This window comes from Sphingomonas donggukensis (assembly GCF_023674425.1).
GTDB lineage: Bacteria > Pseudomonadota > Alphaproteobacteria > Sphingomonadales > Sphingomonadaceae > Sphingomonas > Sphingomonas donggukensis.
This window is the reverse complement of the sequence record NZ_CP098401.1, coordinates 2,762,815-2,779,944: the sequence shown is the minus strand read 5'-3', so window position 1 is coordinate 2,779,944 and position 17,130 is coordinate 2,762,815. Positions and strand designations below refer to the sequence as shown.

The window sequence follows — 17,130 nt, the reverse complement described above, 5'->3', positions numbered from 1 at the left end:
TTGCGGGGCAGAATTACCCCATTACCCTCAAACATAATCGTCCTCGCCCCCGCCCATGATGATCGTGCCATCCTTGGCGAGGCCGCGGGCGATGCCGATGACGACCTTCTGCGATTCGAGCACTTCGGACAGGCGCATCGGCCCGCGGCTTTCCATCTCGTCGCGGATGCCGTCGGCGGCGCGGCTCGACATGCAGCCGAGGAAGCGGGTGCGGACGCTTTCGTCGACGCCCTTCAGCGCGCGGACCAGCGTGTCGCTGTCGATGTTGCGGATGAGGACGCCCAGGTTCTTGTCGTCGAGGTCGAGCAGGTTGTCGAAGACGAACATCGCCTCCTCGATCGCCTTGGCCACATCCTTGTCGATCTTGTGGAGCTTGGGCATCACGCGCGCCTCGGTCGCCTTGCGCGCCGACTGCATGATCTTGGCGGCTTCCTTCGTGCCACCGAGCTGGACCGCGGCACCGCCGCTGCCCCCGCCGCCGTTGCCGACGCGGCTCGACAGCATGGCCTTCAGCGTCTCGACCGCCTCGGGCGTGATCGGCCCCAGTTTCGCGACGCGGTGGAGGATGTCGGGCTGGATCGCTTCCGGCAGGATTTCGAGCACCTGCGCCGCCACCCCGGCATCGAGGTTGGCGATGATGAGCGCCGCGACCTGGGGATGTTCCTCCTCGATCAGGTTCGCGATCTCGTTCGCGTCGAGCCAGTCGAGCAGGTCGATCTGGCACTGCGCCTCGGGCGGGGTGATACGGGCGAGCACGCTGTCGGCCTTGTCCTGGCCGAGCGCGCGGGTCATCATGCCCTCGATCTTCGGACGCGGATCAAAGCCGATGTCGGTGCGGGCGCGGGCATGGCCGACGAAATCGTCGAGCACGTCCTCCACCTCATGTTCGCTGACGTCGGCGACCGCGAACATCGCCTTGCCGAGCAGGCGGACTTCCTCGGGATCCAGCTTCTGCAGGATCGCCGCCGCCTCCTCGTCGCCGACGAGCATCATCAGCACCGCGGCGCGCTCCACCCCGGTATAGGCGCGGGCACCGCCCTGGATCTCGGTCACTGGCCGTCCCCCGCCTTGATCATGTCGCGCACGGCAAGCGCCGCCCGCGCCGGGTTCTCCCGGGTGAAGCCACGCACCAGCCCCACGCGGTCGTCGTAGTTGCGGGTGCTGTCGAGCATCTCGATCGACACCGGCGCATTGGGATCGATCGGCGCGCCGGGGCTGCGCGGATCGGCGTTGGGGTTGGCGAAGGCGAGGCGGGCACCGGCGGGCGCATCGTCGCGCTTCTTCATCAGCGCCTTGGCGAGCGGACGCACGCCGAGCAGCAGCACGAGTAGCGCGATGACGAGCGCGGTGGCGTTGCGCAGCACCATCGGCACCCATTCGGCCTGATACCAGGCCGGCTCCGCCGCGGCGTCCAGCGGACTCGAGAACTTCTTCGAGATGACGTTCACCTGGTCCTGGCGCTGGGCATTAAAGCCGACCGCCGCCTGGACGAGGCCCGTGATCTGCTGGATCTCCATCGCGGTACGACGGCCCTTGTCGGGATCGCGCAGCAGGACCGCGACCGACAGGCGCTTGATCTCGCCGGGCGCCGAGCGGCTGACCGAGATTTCCTTGCCGAGGTCGTAGGAGCGGGCGAAGCTGTCCGACTGTTTCATCGCGTCGGTCACCGGGCCGGCGGGCGTCGTCTGGCCGTTGGGCGCAGGCTGGGCGCCGCCGGTCGCCGGCGTCGCAAGCGTCGAGGCAGCCGGCGCGGTGTTGCTGAGTGCACCGGGGATGCCGCCCGGCTGGCCGCCGGCGCCGGGCTGATTGCCGGTCCAGCTGCCCTGTTCGGCGCGCACGGTGCCCTGCTTCTCGTAGCTTTCGCGCGTCGCCTGGGTCTCGTCGAGATTGACGTCGGCCTGCACCTCCGCGGTGAAGTTGCCGGCGCCGACCAAGGGCGTCAGCAGCTGGGCGATCTGGGCGCGTACCTTTTCCTCGACGCGGCGCTGGATCTCGATGCGCTTGTCGCTCTCGCCGCCGCCCGAGCCGTCGGTCGACTTGCTGAGCAGCGTGCCCATCTGGTCGACGATCGTGACCGCATCGGGCTTCATCCCCGGCACCGATGCAGCGACGAGGTTGACGATCGAGCGGGTCTGCGCGTCGCTCAAGGCGCGGCCGGGCTGGAGCTTCAGCACCACCGACGCGGTGGGCGCGGCCTGGTCGCGCACGAACACGGTGGATTCAGGGGTAGCGAGATGGACGCGCGCTTCGGCAACGGCGTCGAGTTCCTGGATCGACCGCGCGATCTCGGTTTCGCGCGCCTGCTTGACGCGCTCGCCCTCGACCGCGCGGGACACACCCATCGGCAGCTGGTCGAGCAGCGCATAGCCGCCCGGCGCCGCCTTCGGCAGGTCCTGTCCGGCGAGCAGCATCCGCGCCTTGTGATAATCGTCGTCGCCGACGGTGATCGATCCGGTGTCGTCGACCGCATTGTCGATATTGGCAGTATCGAGCGCCTGCATCACCGCGGCCTTGTCGGCATCGCCGAGGCCGGGGAACAGCACCTTCTGCGGCGGGGTACGCATCGTCGCCCACGCTAGCGCGGCGGCGGCGATCAGGCCGACCATGAAGATCATCGGCAGCGCGCGCTTGACCGCGGGCTGCGACAGGAACCCGCGCGCCTGGACGAGCGGATTGGCGAAACCGGTGGCGGGCGTGCCCGTTGCGGGGATGTTGGCGAGTTGCGTGGCCATATTACACCGGCATGCTCATGATGTCCTTGTACGCAGACAACAGCTTGTTGCGGACCTGGAGGGTGGCTTCGAACCCGACCGACGCCTGCTGGCGGGCGAGCATGACTTTGGCGATGTCGATGGTCTCGCCGCGCTCGTACTGGGCGGAAAGATCGCCGGCACGCGCCTGGCTTTCGTTGACCGATTTCAGCGCCTCGCCGAGCGTGTCGGCAAAGCTGACCGGGCCCTTTGCGGCCGGCGCGCCGATCGCGGGCGCACTGGCGCCGGCTTCGGAAGCCGCGCGGCTGAGCGCCTGGTTGCGTTCCATGATCTGGCTGCGCAGCGCCAGCACCCGGTCGATGCCCATCGCACCGCCCACCCCGTCGATCCCGCTCATGCTGAAGCCTTCCGGTCATGCGGGGCGACGATCGCGTCGCCCTGTTCGCGCGCCTTGGCGAGGCGGTAGCGCAACGTGCGCTCCGAGATACCGAGGCGCTTTGCGGTTTCGATCCGGCTGCCGCCGCACGCGGCCAGCGTCTCGCGGATCGCGGCGAATTCGCTCATCTGGACGACCTTGCCCAGCGTCTGCTCGCCCTCGTCCAGCCGCTCCTCGAACAGGCGCTCGGGGACGTGGCTGGGACGATCGAAGATGATGTCGCCGATTTCGATCGTGTCGCCGCGTGCCAGAAGCAGCGCGCGCTGGATCACATTCTCCAGCTCGCGGACGTTGCCCGGCCAGTCATGGCGCACCAGCATGTCGAGCGCATCGCCCGACAGCCACGGCAGGAACGCACGGTCGCCGGCGTGACGGACGATCATCGCGGCGGCGAGCGCCGGGATATCGCCGCGGCGATCGGCCAGCGCGCGGGTCGAGAGCGGGAAGACCGAAAGGCGGTAGTAGAGATCGGCGCGGAAGCGGCCGGCGGCGACTTCGCTCTGCAAGTCGCGGTTGGCGCAGGCGATGACGCGGACGTCGATCTTCTCGGCATGGGTCGCGCCGATCGGCACGACTTCGCGCTCCTGCAGCGCGCGCAGTAGCTTGGCCTGCAGGCCGAGCGGCATCTCGGCGATCTCGTCGAGCAGCAAAGTCCCGCCGTTCGCGGCGCGGAAGAAGCCCTCGCCCCCCGAAGACGCGCCGGTGAAGCTGCCTTTCACATGGCCGAACAGCATCGCTTCCAGCATCGTCTCGGGCAGCGCGGCGCAGTTGATGGCGATGAATGGGCCGTCGGCGCGCGGCGATCCGTTGTGGATGGCGCGGGCGAGCACTTCCTTGCCGGTGCCGGTCGGGCCGCCGATCAGGACGGTGATGTTCGACGCGGCGATCCGCTCGGCGAGCGTGTAGAGCGCCAGGCTCTCGGGATCGGCGGCGACCGGCGCGTTCGGGCGCAGCATCGCGGTGGCGAAGCCGGCGCCGAGTGCCGCGTTCTCGGCGGAAAAGGTCAGGCGGGCGGGATTGCCGTCCTTGAACGGGACCGCGTGGGGATCGCCCTCCCCCATCACCAGCGTGCGACCGGCGACGGGCGGCGTCTCTCCGTCGGCGATCAGGAACAGGTCGCCCGGCGTCGGCTTGCCGGTCTCGAACGAGCCGATCGCGAAGCCCTGCGCACGCAGTCCGGAGACCAGCGCATATTTCTGGCGGAGCACAGCGGCCGATGGGAAGAGTGACACCATTGCGAGAAAATCCCCCTGAACGAGACGGGAGATGCGCGCCGAGTGGTTAACGGCGCGTAAAGCATGGCCGGTTGCCGGCAAATTTCTGCCTCAACGATCCGGGCGCAGCCGCCCGTGTATCGCGCGCGGGAGTCGTGATTCCCGGGTGGCGGTGCCGCGTCCGAGAAAAATTCGGGTGGTTGGCGAAAGTGCTTAATGTCGCCCGCAACCGGCCGTTACCCCACCTGACGGCTCGAACTTCCGCAATAGGGGGGGTGGCGGGATCGTCAGCTGAAACGGAGACCCAGATAATGACTGTTATCGGAACCAACATCGGCTCGCTTCGCGCCGCAAACGCCTCGACGATGGCGAACAACGCGCTGAATTCGAGCATGGAGCGCCTGTCGACCGGCAAGCGCATCAACTCGGCCAAGGACGACGCCGCCGGCCTCGCCATCGCTTCGTCGATGACCGCGCAGATCCGCGGCATGAACCAGGGCGTGCGCAACTCGAACGACGGCATCGCTCTCGCGCAGACCGCCGACGGTGCGCTCGGCGAAGTCACCAACATGCTGCAGCGTATCCGCGAACTGGCCGTCCAGTCGGCGTCGGACACCTACAGCAGCGACGACCGCGCCAACATGAAGACCGAAGTCGACGCGCTCACCACGCAGATCGGCGCTATCGTCACCAACACGCAGTTCAACGGCAAGGCGCTGTTCGGCGCGGACACGTCCGGCGTGGGTGACGGCACCGAGACGACCAAGAAGATCCAGACCGGCGCCAACGCCGCCGACACCGTCGATCTGACGATCGGCGACCTGTCGGACCTGGTCGGCCTGACGGTCACCATCGACACCGACGCCGACACGGCGAACGGCGCGCTGAGCGAGATCGACGGCTATCTGAAGACGGTCAACGACGTCCGCGCCGGCCTGGGTGCTGCCCAGAGCCAGCTGCAGGCAGCGGTCAACAACACGACGGCGAACGTCACCAACCTGACCGACGCTCGCAGCCGCATCGAGGACACCGACTTCTCGTCCGAAACCGCAGCACTCGCCAAGGCCCAGATCCTGAGCCAGGCGTCGACCGCGATGCTGTCGCAGGCCAACCAGAGCCAGCAGGGCGTCCTCTCGCTGCTGCGCTAACGGCGTCGCACAGGGTTTGCGGGGGTGGCGTCACCCCCCTAACAGACGCCGCCTTCGCAAATGGCCTTCCGCAAGGCGGGCATGGCAGAGCCCCGGTGATCCTCGGATCATCGGGGCTTTCGTCGTTAAGGACCGTGGTTAGCAAAGTGCTGCCGCCGCGCACCCATTGCGTGGCCCCTGCCGCCGCGATATCGTCGCGCACATCGGGGCACAGCAACCTCCCGGTCAGGCGTCGCTAGCACGCCCAAGCGTTGCCTTTCTCGCCCGCGTCGCCGGGCCCGGGAGGCATTGCCGCGATGGCCGACACCGATATTCCGACCACCCCACCCAGCTTCGCCGATCTCGTCCGCGCGTCGGCGGCGATCGGCTGCACCAGCTTCGGCGGGCCCGCCGGCCAGATCTCGCTGATGCACGCCGAGTTCGTCGAGAAACGCCGCTGGATCGACGGCGACGCATTCCTCCATGCCCTCAATTTCTGCCACCTGCTCCCCGGACCCGAGGCGCAGCAGCTCGCGACCTATATCGGGTGGCGGTTGCACGGCGTGCGTGGGGGGCTGGCGGCGGGCGGCTTGTTCGTGCTGCCCGGCGCGATCGTGATGCTGGCGCTGTCGATGCTGTACGTAGCCGCCACCGGGCTCGGCTGGTTCGCGGCGATTTTCCTCGGGGTAAAGGCCGCGGTGCTGGCGATCGTCTCGCAGGCGCTGGTCCGCGTCGCCGGGCGGGCGCTGACCACCGATTTCAAGCGGGGCCTCGCGATCGTCGCCTTCGTCGCGCTGACGGTGTTGCGCCTGCCGTTTCCGGTCGTCGTGATCGGTGCAGGCGCGATCGGGTGGATCGTCGGACGGTCGCGGCCCGAATGGCTCGGCGCGCATGCGGCGGGGAATGGCGACGCCGGCCCGCGTCCGCGGCTGACGGCGACGCTGCGCACGGTCGCGATCGGGATGGCGCTATGGGCGGCGCCGCTGCTGCTGGTGCTCGCCACGCTCGGCCCCGACCATCTGCTGTGGCAGGCGGGGGTGTTCTTTTCCAAGCTGGCGGTGGTGACGTTCGGGGGCGCCTATGCGGTGCTCGCCTATATGGCGCAGGCCGCGGTTTCGACCCACGGGTGGCTGACGCCGGAGCAGATGGCCGATGGGCTTGGTTTGGCCGAGACGACGCCGGGGCCGCTCATCATGGTCACGCAGTTCGTCGGTTATCTCGCCGGCGTCGACGCCCCTGCCCCATTCGCGCCGATGGTGGCCGGCACGCTCGCCGCGGCATTGGTCACGTGGGTGACGTTCGTGCCGTGCTTCCTGTGGATCTTCGCGTTCGCGCCGTGGATCGACCGGTTGCGCCGGATCGAGGCGCTGGCGGCGGCACTCGCCGCGATCACCGCGGCGGTGGTGGGGGTGATCGCCAATCTGGCGCTGTGGTTCGCCATCCACGTGCTGTTCGTGCGCAGTGTCGTGGTCGGCCCGCTCGGGATCGAGATGCCGGTGTGGTCGAGCATCGACTGGCGGGTGGCGGGAATCGCGATCGTCGCCGCAGTGCTGCTGCTGGTGCTGAACCGGAGCGTGTGGCTGGTGCTCGGAGTGTCGGCGGGTTTGGGGCTGGCGACGTTGGTCGCTTGACCCCCATCCGTTGCGGGGGGCGTGGTTGGTCGGCCTACCCCATCCGCCGCAGCAACCCCTTCTTCAGCCGGTCGTGCGCGGCCTTCTTGATCTGGCACACGCGCGCGGCGCCGACGCCGATCACCTGGCCGATCTCCTCGAGGTTCAGTTCCTCGACGTAATAGAGCTGGATGACCATCTGCTCACGCTCGGGCAGTTCGGCGATCGCCGCGATGAGCGCGTCGCGCTGGTCGGCGTCGGCGAGCTGGTCGAAGGCGGAGGGTTCGTCGGAGATGAACCACGGGCCGTCGTCGGTATAGACATCGTCGACGCTTTCGAACCGCACCGCCTCCGCGGTCACGTAATCGGTGCGCAGCTTTTCCAGCGTCACGCCCAAAGTCTCGGCGACCATCAGGTCGGTCGGACGCGTGCCGATCGCGTCGGTCATCGACGCGACGGTGTCGGTGTAAAGTTTGCGCCGCCGCATCGCCCCGCGGGTCAGCGTCGCCTGGCGGCGCAGCTCATCGATCATGCTGCCGCGCAGGCGGGTGAGCAGATATTGTTCGAAGGTGACGGCACCGCGATCCTCGAAGCTGCCGGCCGCCTCGACCAGTGCGACCAGACCGATCTGCACCAGATCCTCGACATCGACGATCGACGACATGCTGCCGTGGATGTGCCACGCGATGCGCCGCACCATCGGCAAATGCTTGCGGACCAGCGCGTCCATGTCGCGCGCGGGGCGCGGACGCGGCGCGTAGGTGAGCGGCACCCCCGCTTCGGGTACGATGCGCTGCGCCATCGTCATGCCGCCACCAGCGCGGGTTCGGGGGCGCCGATGACAGCGACGACTTCGACCGACTTGTCTTCGGGCACTTCGAAAAAGCTCATGACGGGGGTATCCGGCAGGATGGTCTTGACCAGCTTGCGCATCGCGACGCGGATGGCGGGCTGGACGACGAGCGCGAAGGGCTTGGCCTCCGCGATCAGCGGCGACGCGGCGCGCTGCATCGCATCGACGATGCGGCGGCCGAGGTCGGGTTCGATGGTGTGGCGACGCGCCGGGTCGGAGCGGACCGCCTGGCCGAGCAGCGCTTCCAGCTGCCCCTCCAGCGTCATCACGCGCAGCGGCTCACGCACGCCGCACAGCTTCTGCACGATCAGCGCGCCAAGTTCGGGGCGGATCGCCTCGACCAGTTCCTCCGCGCTGCCGCCGTGCGGTGCGGCGACCGCGATGGCGGCAGCGATGCGGCGGAATTCTTTCAACGACACACCCTCGGCCAGCAGTCCGCGCAGCACTTGCGTTAGGACGGTGAGCGGCACCGGTTGCGGACAGAGCGCGGCGACGAGCTGGCCAGCGCGTTCCTTCAGACCGTCGAGCAGCGATTGCACCTCATCCGGGCCGAGCAGGTCGGAGGCATTGCTCAGCAACTGCTGATTGAGGTGGGTGGCGATGACGGTGCCCGGATCGACGACCAGATAGCCAGCCCCCGTTGCGGCATCGGCGTCGGCGGCAGAGATCCATACGGCATCGAGGCCGAAGGTAGGGTCTTTGGCGCGCTTGCCGGGCAGTGATCCGACCGCCTGGCCGGTGTCGAGCGCTAGCATCTCGTCGGGCGACACCTGATCCTCACCCACCACGACACCGCCGATGATGAGGCGGTAGGTGTAGGGCGCGAGGTTGATGTCGTCGCGCACGCGCACCTGCGGCACGACAAAGCCCAGGTCCTTCGACAGCTGGCGGCGGACACCGGTGATGCGCCCCATCAGCGGCGATCCCTTGCGCTCGTCGACCAGCGGCACGAGGCCATAGCCGATGTCGAGCATGACATGGCAGGTGTCGGTGACTTCCTCCCATCCGATCTTCGACAGGTCGGTCGTCTCGACCGGCGCAGCCTCGACGATGACCGGGCGGTCGGCGGCCTGCTTCAGGCGCCACGCGGCATAACCCGCTGCGGCGGCCATCGGCAGGATGATGAAATGCGGCATGCCGGGCATGACGCCGAGCAGCGCGAGGATCACAGACACGGGCAACCAAGTGCGGAAGCTGCCGAACTGGCTGCCGATCTGGCCGGCAAGGTCGTGGCTGGAGGTGACGCGCGTGACGATCGAGGCGGCGGCGATCGAGAGCATCAGGCCCGGCAACTGCGCGACGAGGGCGTCGCCGATCGCGAGCAGGACATAGGTCTGCGCCGCTTCGCCGACCGCCATCTTGTGGCTGACGACGCCCAGGATCAGCCCGCCGATGATGTTGACCGCCAGGATCAGCAGGCCGGCGACGGCATCGCCCTTCACGAACTTCGACGAACCGTCCATCGAGCCGTAGAAATCGGCCTCGGTCGCGGTATCGATGCGGCGTGCGCGGGCTTCGTCGGGGGTGATGAGGCCGGCGTTCAGGTCGGCGTCGATCGCCATCTGCTTGCCGGGCAAGGCATCGAGGGTGAAGCGCGCCGAGACTTCGGATACGCGCCCCGCGCCCTTGGTCACCACGATCAGGTTGATGATGATGAGGATCGCGAACACGAACAAGCCGACGACATAGTCGCCGCCGATCAGGAACGTGCCGAACGCCTCGATCACATGGCCCGCCGCCGCCTCGCCCTCATGCCCGTGGACCAGCACGACGCGGGTCGAGGCGACGTTGAGCGCCAGGCGGAACAGCGTCGCGAACAGCAGCACGGTCGGGAAGGACGAGAAGTCGAGCGGCTTCTGCGCATTGAGTGCCACCATCAGCACGGCGAGGCTGATGATGATGTTGGTGATGAAGAACACGTCGAGCAGAAACGCCGGGATCGGCACCACCATCAGCGCGACGAGCATCAGCATCGCCGCGGGCAATGCCGCGCCGCGGGCGAACGGACCGGCCTTTGCCGCCATCGTCATCGTCGCCATCGTCAGACGTTCCCGCCGAGCTGGGCGAGCATCAGATAGGCGAGGCGCGCGTTATCGGGATTGGGGCGCAGCAGCGCGGCGTCGGCGGTGGTCGACCGCCCCGCCCCCGTGAACCGGTCGAGCGTCGAGGCGAGCCACTGGCGGTCGCCGCCGGTCGCTTCGCTGCCGAGCACGACTTCCATGTTCGGGTCGAGCGACAGGCTGTCCATCGCGCGGCTGGCGAAACCGGTCGCGCCGACGGCGGCGGCGCCCTTGTCGAGCTTCGCGGAGAAACGCTGGTACACGTCGCCGAGCGAACGGGCCGAACCGTCGGCGGCATAGAATACGCCGCGATTGGCGCGCGCGGCGGCGGGGAACAGCGACGCCGCCGAACGATCGGCATTGGCGTCCATCGCGCCCAGGAATTTCTTGGCGCCGCCGATGCCGAGGAAATGCGCCATGTACAGATCGGTGCCGGTGACGTCGCGGTCGAGCGATTTGCTGAGCGCGTCCTTGTTGTCGGACGCATGTTCGGCGGCCATCAGCGACGATGCGGTGGCGTCGTTGCGCAGGCCCAGAATCGCCTTGCGCGCCGACGGGTCGGATACGACGTAGCGCCCCGACGACGTCTGGGTGATGCTGTCGGCGGCCCAGGCCATGCCGTGTTCGGCGCCATGCGACTTGACGACGCCCAGCCAGCTCTGTTCGATGAACTGGTAGAGGCCGGTCGCCGACGACGTGCCCGCACGCGCGGATGCGTTCAGGCCGCTTTCGACCTGCGCCTGCCCGAGCAGATAGTTGAAGTCGATCCCCGTGCGCTGGCTGGCGAGCTGGATGGCGTTCTGGACGCCGCTCACGCGCTGGATGTTGGCGACTGTCATCGAAACCCTGCCTGAAACCTCTGGTCAGAGAGGATCAGCAAGGATCGTGCCAGTCGGGCCCAGCGGCTCAGGCGAGCGCGGCGTTACCCTGCGGGCGATAGGATTGCGCGCCCGAACCGGCAAGAACCTGCAGGCGGCGGCGGACGTTTGCCGCCATCAGGTTGACGTAGATGCGGCAGGTTTCGTTCAGCCGGTGCGCCTCGCGCGCCAGTTCGTCGAGTTCGGCGCTCGGCGCCTCGTCGGTGGCGTGGGCGACACGCTCGATCTGGATCAGCTTCGCCGAGGTCGCAGCCTCCAGCGCGTCGATATCGTTCGATTTCAGCGCGGCGATCTCGGCATGCAGCGCCTCGATCACGCCGATCAGCGCGTCACGCCGGCTCATTGGGATGCCATTCGAGCTTCAGCGCCAGCAGGCGGTCGGCGATCGAGGAAGGGATGAGCGGAAACTTGCCGTCCGCGATCGCCTTCTTGATCTTGGCGACGCGCTCCACGTCCACCGGCGGGGTTGCCGCGGCAGGCTGCGACAGCGCCTGGAGCGTCGACGGCGCGCGTGCCGCGTCGGACTGCACGGCGGCTTGCGACGCCTGCAGGCCAGACACCGGCGCCACGGGTGCGAGTCGCTGGGCGATGCTGGCAATGGCCTTGGGTCCGACCGGATCCACCACGGTTTCCGTCCTCGAATTGCTTCGTCAGACCGAAGAACGACCGGTTGCGCGGTGCCTTTAGCACTTTTTTACTGGGCCCAGCCGGGCAGTGTCGCGCGACCGGTCTCGATCGCGACCGCCTGGATCGGCGGCTTGGCGGGATCGACCTTCACCATCAGGCGCCCGCCGGCGGGGGCATCGCCCATCGCCACGCCGTCGCGCGTGATCGAGAAGCCGCCCGAGCCGACCTCGACCGTGATCGGGTCGCCGCGGCGGATGACAGGTTCGGCCTTGGTGGACGGAGCAGCCGCGGCGGCAGCCGTGACCGGCGCGCGCGCAGTCTGCGGCGGCATGCGCACGGGCACATAGATGCGCCACTTGGGAGCATCGCACGTCACGACCACCGCGTCCTGCGACGTGCCACGCCAGTCGAGTTGCGGCAGCGGGCAGGCGGCGAGCTTCAGCCGCGGATCGACGACGGTGCGGGCACCCCCCTCCTCCGCGATCGCATGGCCGGTGAAGGCGCTGACGGCGACGTCGATCGCGCGCGTATCCTGGAAGCGCAGCTGCGCGGCGACGGGCAGCGGCGCGAGCGCGGCGAGGATCAGGAGCGGGCGGATCATGGGTATTCCCCTGCGAAGGCGAGGTTGAGCTGGACCGAGCGACCGGCGCCGGGCCGCGTGTCGATGGCAAGGCGGGCGGGTGGCACCGCGCGCGCCAATTGCGTGGCCACCGCGCGGGCGCGGTCGGCGGCGAGGATCGCGGGCGAGCCGGTGGCGGGATCGACGTCGCGTGCCGAGCCGTCGGTGCCGCCGGTCACGCGGATGATGGTGCGCGGGTCGCGGGTCGCGGCGCGCGCCCAGGCAAGGGTGTCGTTTGCCGGCACGACCGCGGACGCGCGCGCGAAGCCGGCGACGATCGTGGCATCGACCGCCATCGGTGCGGGCGCGGCGACGCCGAAGCCCTCGCGCAGGCCCGCCGCGATCTGCTGACCGTCGAGGCTGCGGTTCGCCTCGAGGAACACGAAGAAGCCGACGAGCAGGAGCATCACGTCGGCCAGGGTGACCAGCCAGATCGCGCGGCGCGGTTCGTCGGCGAGGATGTCGAGATCGGTCACGCGGCGTCCTGCAACCGGAAGCGCGGCAGTTCGCGCTCGGCAAGCTCGGCAAGCGGCGCGATCAGGCGAGCGCGCTCGATATATTCCGCGCGCGACAGACGCTTCAGGCGTGCGGCGATCGGCATGCACAGCAGGTTGCCGATCAGCGCGCCATACAGGGTGGCCAGCACCGCGATCGCCATCGCCCCGCCGATCGCCGAGGGATCGGTCATCGCGGTGAACAGGCGGACGAGGCCGACGAGCGTTCCGACCATGCCCATCGCGGGCGCGATCTCGGCGGCGGCGGCCCACATCTCGGCGGCGGCGCGCTGGCGCTCGAACCGCGCGGTGCGGGCGTGGTCGAGCCGGGCCGTCACCGCGTCCGCATCGGCACCATCGACGATAGCAGCGATCGCCACGCCGACATCGGCATCGGCGATGACCGAACGATCGAGTTGCATCACGCCGTGGCGTGCCGAGATGCGCGACAAGGCGTCGATCTGGGTCAGCAAGGCGTCGGCGGTGAACAGGCGACGCGGCAGCACCGTCAGCGCGGCGATACCGCGGCCAAGGTCGGCGAGCGGCGTGCGCAGCGCCGTGGCGAGCAACGTGCCGCCGCCGACGATGGCGATGGCGACGGGATCGAGGAAGGGGGCAAGTGCGGGAGTCATCGCGCGATACCTTGCAAGGGGCGTGCCGATTTTGTCGTCTCCCACCTTCCCCCGTTCGTCCTGAGCGAAGTCGAAGGACATGCCGCGCACGGCTCGCCTGTAACATGTGCTTCGACTTCGCTCAGCACGAACGGGTGGGGAGGATGTACCTCATTCCCCCGGCAACCGCCTGCCGGAACCGGCAATCCCTTGCCGCTTCCCCCTGCCGCACGCCGGCAATCGGGCAAATCGGGGCAATTGGCACGGGGGTTGCAAAGCTGGTTCCGCAACCATTTCGCAAAAGGCCGATCACATGGCTGAGGACACACTTTTCGGGGTACACGGAGCAGCGCTGGCGGTGCGGTCGCAGCGCATGGGGCTGCTCGCGTCGAACATCGCGAACGCCTCCACGCCCGGCTACAAGGCGAAGGATATCGACTTCGCCGCCGCGCTGCGCTCCGCCGAGCACGGCCAGGTCGACGCCGGCATCGCCGGCGCCACCAAATACCGCGTGCCGCTGCAGATGAGCATGGACGGCAACACCGTCGAGCTCGCCACCGAACAGACCGCGTTCGCGGAGAATGCCGTCGCCTACCAGACGACGCTGTCGTTCCTGAACGGGCGCATCGGCACCATCACCCGCGCGCTGAAGGGGGAATAAGGCAATGCCCGACACGCCCATGAACATCTTTCAGGTCGCCGGTCGCGCGATGTCCGCGCAGCTCGTGCGGATGAATACGACCGCGTCGAACCTGGCGAATGCCGGCGGCGTCGCGACGACGGCGGACGCCGCCTATCGTTCGATCAAGCCGGTGTTCCGCACCCAGTTCGATGCCGCCAGCGGCCTCTCGACCGTCAACGTCGAGCGCGTCGTGACCGCGGGCGAGGAGCCGACCAAGCGCTACGACCCCGGCAATCCGATGGCGGACAAGGACGGCAACGTCTTCGAAAACGCGGTCGATGAGACGCGCGAGCTGGTCGACATGCTCGAGAGCGCGCGCACCTACCAGAACAACGTCGAGGTCATGAACACGGCCAAGTCGCTGATCGTCGACACCCTCAAGCTGGGACGCTGATAGATGGCTACCTCCTTCGACAGCACGCTCGCCTCGCTCGGCATCAGCCGCACGAACCCGACCGCCACTGCCGCCGCTTCCAGCAAGGGCGTCGGTCAGATGGATCAGTCCGACTTCATTGCGCTGATGACCGCGCAGATGAAGAACCAGGATCCGTTCGATCCGGTCGATAACACCCAGATGGTCGCGCAGATGGCGCAATTCTCGTCGCTTGCCGGCATCTCGGAGATGTCGTCGACGCTGAAGGCGATCTCCGAGAAACTGGGCGCCACCAGCAGCAGCGACGCGCTGTCGTTCGTCGGCAAGACCGCGCTCAGCGAAGGATCGGTCGCCTATCCGCGCACCAGCGGCGGTTTTGCCGGCGCGATCGAACTCGATGGCGCTGCAACCGCCGTCAACGTCACCATCAGCAACGCCAATGGCGAAGTGCTGAAATCGGTGAACCTCGGCGCCCACGCCGCCGGCACCGTCAACTACGACTGGGACGGCACGACCGACAGCGGCACGCCCGCCGGCGACGGCCCGTTCACCGTCACCGCCAATGCCCGTGACGGCGGCAAGACCGTCGGCAGCCGAACGCTCGTCTGGGCACCGGTCACCTCGGTGTCGCTGCCCGCAGGGTCCGAACCCGTCCTCAATCTCGCCGGCATCGGCGCCGTCAAGGCGTCCGCCGTCCGTTCCTTCGCCTGATTTCACCGTCTTAGAAAAGGAGTACGTCTCATGTCCTTCTACACCTCGCTCTCCGGCCTGCAGGCCTCGCAAACCGAAATGTCGACGATCTCGCATAACCTCGCGAACGTCTCGACCAACGGCTTCAAGAAGAGCCGCACCGAATTCGCCGACGTGATGGCGTCGAGCGTGTCGATCTCGCCCACCCAGATGATCGGGTCGGGCACGGTCGTGAAGGCGATCCGCCAGCAGTTCGGCCAGGGCGGCGCCCAGCAGTCGACCAACGCGCTCGACATGATGATCTCGGGTGAAGGCTTCTTCGCGGTCAAGCCGGACCTCAATTCGGCGAAAGTCGCGTTCACGCGCAATGGCGGCTTCTCGGTCGATGCCGACCGTTACGTGACCGACGCCAACGGCGGCCACCTGCAGGTTTATCCGGTCGACGGTTCGGGCACGGTCGTCGCGACCGGCCTCGATTCAACGATCAACCTGCGCCTGCCCGCCACCAGCGGCACGCCGCAGGCGACGGAGACCGTCAACCTGTCGGTCAACCTGTCCGCGCAGGCCTCGATCCCCAAGGACAACGCGATCTTCACGAGCGCGAACCCCTACGCCTTCGACCGGTTCAACCCGGCGACCTACAACAACTCGTCGCAGACCACGATCTACGATTCGGTCGGCAACGCGGTCACCATGACCAACTATTACGTCCGCGATACCGCTTCGTCGGGCGCCGGTTCGTCGAGCACGTGGAACGTCTATTCGTTCGCCGCGGATCAGCAGCTGACGGTCGGCGGTTCGACCGCCCCGACGACGCTGACCTTCGACTCCTCGGGCGCGCTGACGTCGCCGACGACGCCGATCGCATTCGATGCGTTCACGCCGTCGGGCACCACGACCGCCCAGCAGACGACGCTCGACTTCGGCACCGCCACCACCCAGCTGGGCCAGCCGTTCGCCAAGCTTAACGAGACGCAGGACGGCCGCGCGGTCGGCCAGCTGGAGGGGGTGAGCGTCGGCGACGACGGCATCGTCCGCGCCAGCTTCTCGAACGGCGATACCCAGGCGCTGGGCAAGGTCGTGCTCGCCAACTTCTCCAATCCCTCGGGGCTGCGCCAGCTCGGCAACAGCTACTGGTCGTCGACCGGCGTGTCGGGCGAAGCCAAGCTCGGCGAGGCCGGCGCCAACGGTTTCGGCAATTTGATGTCGGGCGCGATCGAGCGGTCGAACGTCGACATCACCGAGGAGCTGGTCGGGCTGATTGCAGCCCAGCGCAACTTCCAGGCGAATGCGAAGGCGCTCGATACGTCGAGCCAGATTTCGCAGACCATCTTCAACATCCGCAGCTGATCGCGGACAGGTAGGAGGCACGCGCGATGGACCGGATGGTCTATACCGCCCTGTCGGGGCTCAAGGGGCAGATGTCGGCACAGGCCGCGATCGCGAACAACATCGCGAACGCGTCCACCACCGGCTTCCGCGCCGACCGGGTCTCGTTCCAGCAGATGATGCTGAAGGGCGGCGACGGTCTGGAATCGCGCGCGCCGACGTCCGAGCAGGTGATGGATGCCGACCGCCGGTCGGGCACCATCGTCTCGACCGGACGTGCCCTCGATATCGCGGTGCCCGGCACCGCCTGGATCGCGGTCCAGGCCACCGACGGCACCGAAGCCTACACCCGCCGCGGCGATCTGAAGATCGCCGATACGGGCGTGCTGGAAACCGGCGACGGTTTCCCGGTGATGGGGTCGGGGGGCCCCATCACCGTGCCCCCCGCGCAGAAGGTGATGATCGCCGGTGACGGCACATTGTCCATCATCCCGATGGGCGCGCAGCCGGGCACCGAGCCGCAGGTCATCGACCGCATCCGCCTGGCGAACCCCGAAGGGTCGCAGACGGTCAAGGGCCTCGACAACCTGCTCCACGTGAAGGGCGGCGGGGTGCTGCCCGAAGACCTCGATGCGACCGTGCAGACCGCCGCGCTCGAGCAATCGAACGTCAACCTGACCGAGGCGCTGGTCGACATGATCGAGAACCAGCGAAGCTACGAAGTGCAGGCCAATCTGCTGAAGGAAGCCAAGTCGATGGACGAAAGCTCCGCCTCGCTCATGCGCCTGCCGTCGTAACACGAATTTCAAGGAGTTA

At 68.0% G+C, this 17,130-nt stretch carries 19 protein-coding genes; 7 read left to right on the top strand and 12 right to left on the bottom strand.

Annotation, left to right across the window (positions count from 1 at the left end; translation table 11 throughout):
• Window positions 1–27 precede the first annotated feature (27 nt).
• The 4 genes from fliG to M9980_RS13645 are packed head-to-tail and all read right to left on the bottom strand — an operon-like array spanning window position 28 to window position 4,382.
• Entirely contained in the window at window positions 28–993 is a 966-nt protein-coding gene (gene fliG / locus M9980_RS13660) for a flagellar motor switch protein FliG (protein WP_250754970.1), read from the bottom strand.
• A gap of 56 nt (window positions 994–1,049) precedes the next feature.
• Window positions 1,050–2,732 (bottom strand): flagellar basal-body MS-ring/collar protein FliF, encoded by a 1,683-nt coding sequence (fliF, locus tag M9980_RS13655; protein WP_250751875.1) that lies wholly within the window; start codon window positions 2,730–2,732, stop codon window positions 1,050–1,052.
• A 1-nt stretch (window position 2,733) separates the two neighbouring features.
• Complete coding sequence (fliE, locus tag M9980_RS13650; RefSeq protein WP_250751874.1) at window positions 2,734–3,108, bottom strand: flagellar hook-basal body complex protein FliE; 375 nt, start codon at window positions 3,106–3,108, stop codon at window positions 2,734–2,736.
• Entirely contained in the window at window positions 3,105–4,382 is a 1,278-nt protein-coding gene (locus M9980_RS13645) for a sigma-54 interaction domain-containing protein (protein ID WP_250751873.1), read from the bottom strand. Before M9980_RS13645 ends, fliE begins: the two co-directional genes overlap by 4 nt.
• Before the next feature lie 290 nt (window positions 4,383–4,672).
• On the opposite strand from M9980_RS13645, the gene M9980_RS13640 reads away from it, so the two are divergent.
• Together M9980_RS13640 and chrA are read left to right on the top strand one after the other, a co-directional pair.
• Window positions 4,673–5,509, top strand: coding sequence for a flagellin N-terminal helical domain-containing protein (locus tag M9980_RS13640; protein ID WP_250751871.1), 837 nt, complete (start codon window positions 4,673–4,675; stop codon window positions 5,507–5,509).
• A 296-nt stretch (window positions 5,510–5,805) separates the two neighbouring features.
• Window positions 5,806–7,119, top strand: coding sequence for a chromate efflux transporter (gene chrA, locus M9980_RS13635; RefSeq protein WP_250751870.1), 1,314 nt, complete (start codon window positions 5,806–5,808; stop codon window positions 7,117–7,119).
• Between the two features lie 34 nt (window positions 7,120–7,153).
• On the opposite strand, the gene M9980_RS13630 is transcribed toward chrA, so the two are convergent.
• The 8 genes from M9980_RS13630 to M9980_RS13595 all read right to left on the bottom strand — a co-directional run bounded on the left by M9980_RS13630 (window position 7,154) and on the right by M9980_RS13595 (window position 13,261).
• Complete coding sequence (locus M9980_RS13630) at window positions 7,154–7,906, bottom strand: sigma-70 family RNA polymerase sigma factor (RefSeq protein ID WP_250751869.1); 753 nt, start codon at window positions 7,904–7,906, stop codon at window positions 7,154–7,156.
• A complete protein-coding gene (flhA, locus tag M9980_RS13625) occupies window positions 7,903–9,990 on the bottom strand; it encodes a flagellar biosynthesis protein FlhA (protein WP_250751868.1) in 2,088 nt (695 codons plus the stop codon). The genes M9980_RS13630 and flhA overlap by 4 nt, the downstream gene beginning before the upstream one ends.
• Window positions 9,991–9,992: 2 nt before the next feature.
• Complete coding sequence (locus tag M9980_RS13620) at window positions 9,993–10,850, bottom strand: lytic transglycosylase domain-containing protein (RefSeq protein ID WP_250751867.1); 858 nt, start codon at window positions 10,848–10,850, stop codon at window positions 9,993–9,995.
• Between the two features lie 67 nt (window positions 10,851–10,917).
• Window positions 10,918–11,232, bottom strand: a complete 315-nt coding sequence (locus M9980_RS13615) for a flagellar protein FlgN (protein WP_250751865.1) — start codon at window positions 11,230–11,232, stop codon at window positions 10,918–10,920.
• A complete protein-coding gene (gene flgM, locus M9980_RS13610) occupies window positions 11,219–11,449 on the bottom strand; it encodes a flagellar biosynthesis anti-sigma factor FlgM (protein WP_250751863.1) in 231 nt (76 codons plus the stop codon). The genes M9980_RS13615 and flgM overlap by 14 nt, the downstream gene beginning before the upstream one ends.
• A 134-nt stretch (window positions 11,450–11,583) precedes the next feature.
• Window positions 11,584–12,117: a flagella basal body P-ring formation protein FlgA gene (locus M9980_RS13605; RefSeq protein ID WP_250751861.1), complete on the bottom strand. Its 534-nt coding sequence runs from the start codon at window positions 12,115–12,117 to the stop codon at window positions 11,584–11,586.
• Complete coding sequence (locus M9980_RS13600) at window positions 12,114–12,611, bottom strand: flagellar motor protein MotB (protein ID WP_250751859.1); 498 nt, start codon at window positions 12,609–12,611, stop codon at window positions 12,114–12,116. Before M9980_RS13600 ends, M9980_RS13605 begins: the two co-directional genes overlap by 4 nt.
• A complete protein-coding gene (locus M9980_RS13595; RefSeq protein WP_250751857.1) occupies window positions 12,608–13,261 on the bottom strand; it encodes a motility protein A in 654 nt (217 codons plus the stop codon). The genes M9980_RS13600 and M9980_RS13595 overlap by 4 nt, the downstream gene beginning before the upstream one ends.
• 292 nt (window positions 13,262–13,553) lie before the next feature.
• On the opposite strand from M9980_RS13595, the gene M9980_RS13590 reads away from it, so the two are divergent.
• The 5 genes from M9980_RS13590 to M9980_RS13570 are packed head-to-tail and all read left to right on the top strand — an operon-like array spanning window position 13,554 to window position 17,111.
• A complete protein-coding gene (locus M9980_RS13590; protein WP_250751854.1) occupies window positions 13,554–13,901 on the top strand; it encodes a flagellar basal body rod protein FlgB in 348 nt (115 codons plus the stop codon).
• Between the two features lie 4 nt (window positions 13,902–13,905).
• Window positions 13,906–14,316, top strand: coding sequence for a flagellar basal body rod protein FlgC (gene flgC, locus M9980_RS13585; RefSeq protein ID WP_250751851.1), 411 nt, complete (start codon window positions 13,906–13,908; stop codon window positions 14,314–14,316).
• A 3-nt stretch (window positions 14,317–14,319) separates the two neighbouring features.
• Window positions 14,320–15,006, top strand: coding sequence for a flagellar hook assembly protein FlgD (locus tag M9980_RS13580; protein WP_250751848.1), 687 nt, complete (start codon window positions 14,320–14,322; stop codon window positions 15,004–15,006).
• 30 nt (window positions 15,007–15,036) lie between these two features.
• A complete protein-coding gene (locus M9980_RS13575) occupies window positions 15,037–16,335 on the top strand; it encodes a flagellar hook protein FlgE (RefSeq protein ID WP_250751846.1) in 1,299 nt (432 codons plus the stop codon).
• Between the two features lie 26 nt (window positions 16,336–16,361).
• Window positions 16,362–17,111 (top strand): flagellar basal body rod protein FlgF, encoded by a 750-nt coding sequence (locus tag M9980_RS13570; protein WP_250751844.1) that lies wholly within the window; start codon window positions 16,362–16,364, stop codon window positions 17,109–17,111.
• The last annotated feature ends 19 nt before the right edge of the window (window positions 17,112–17,130 follow it).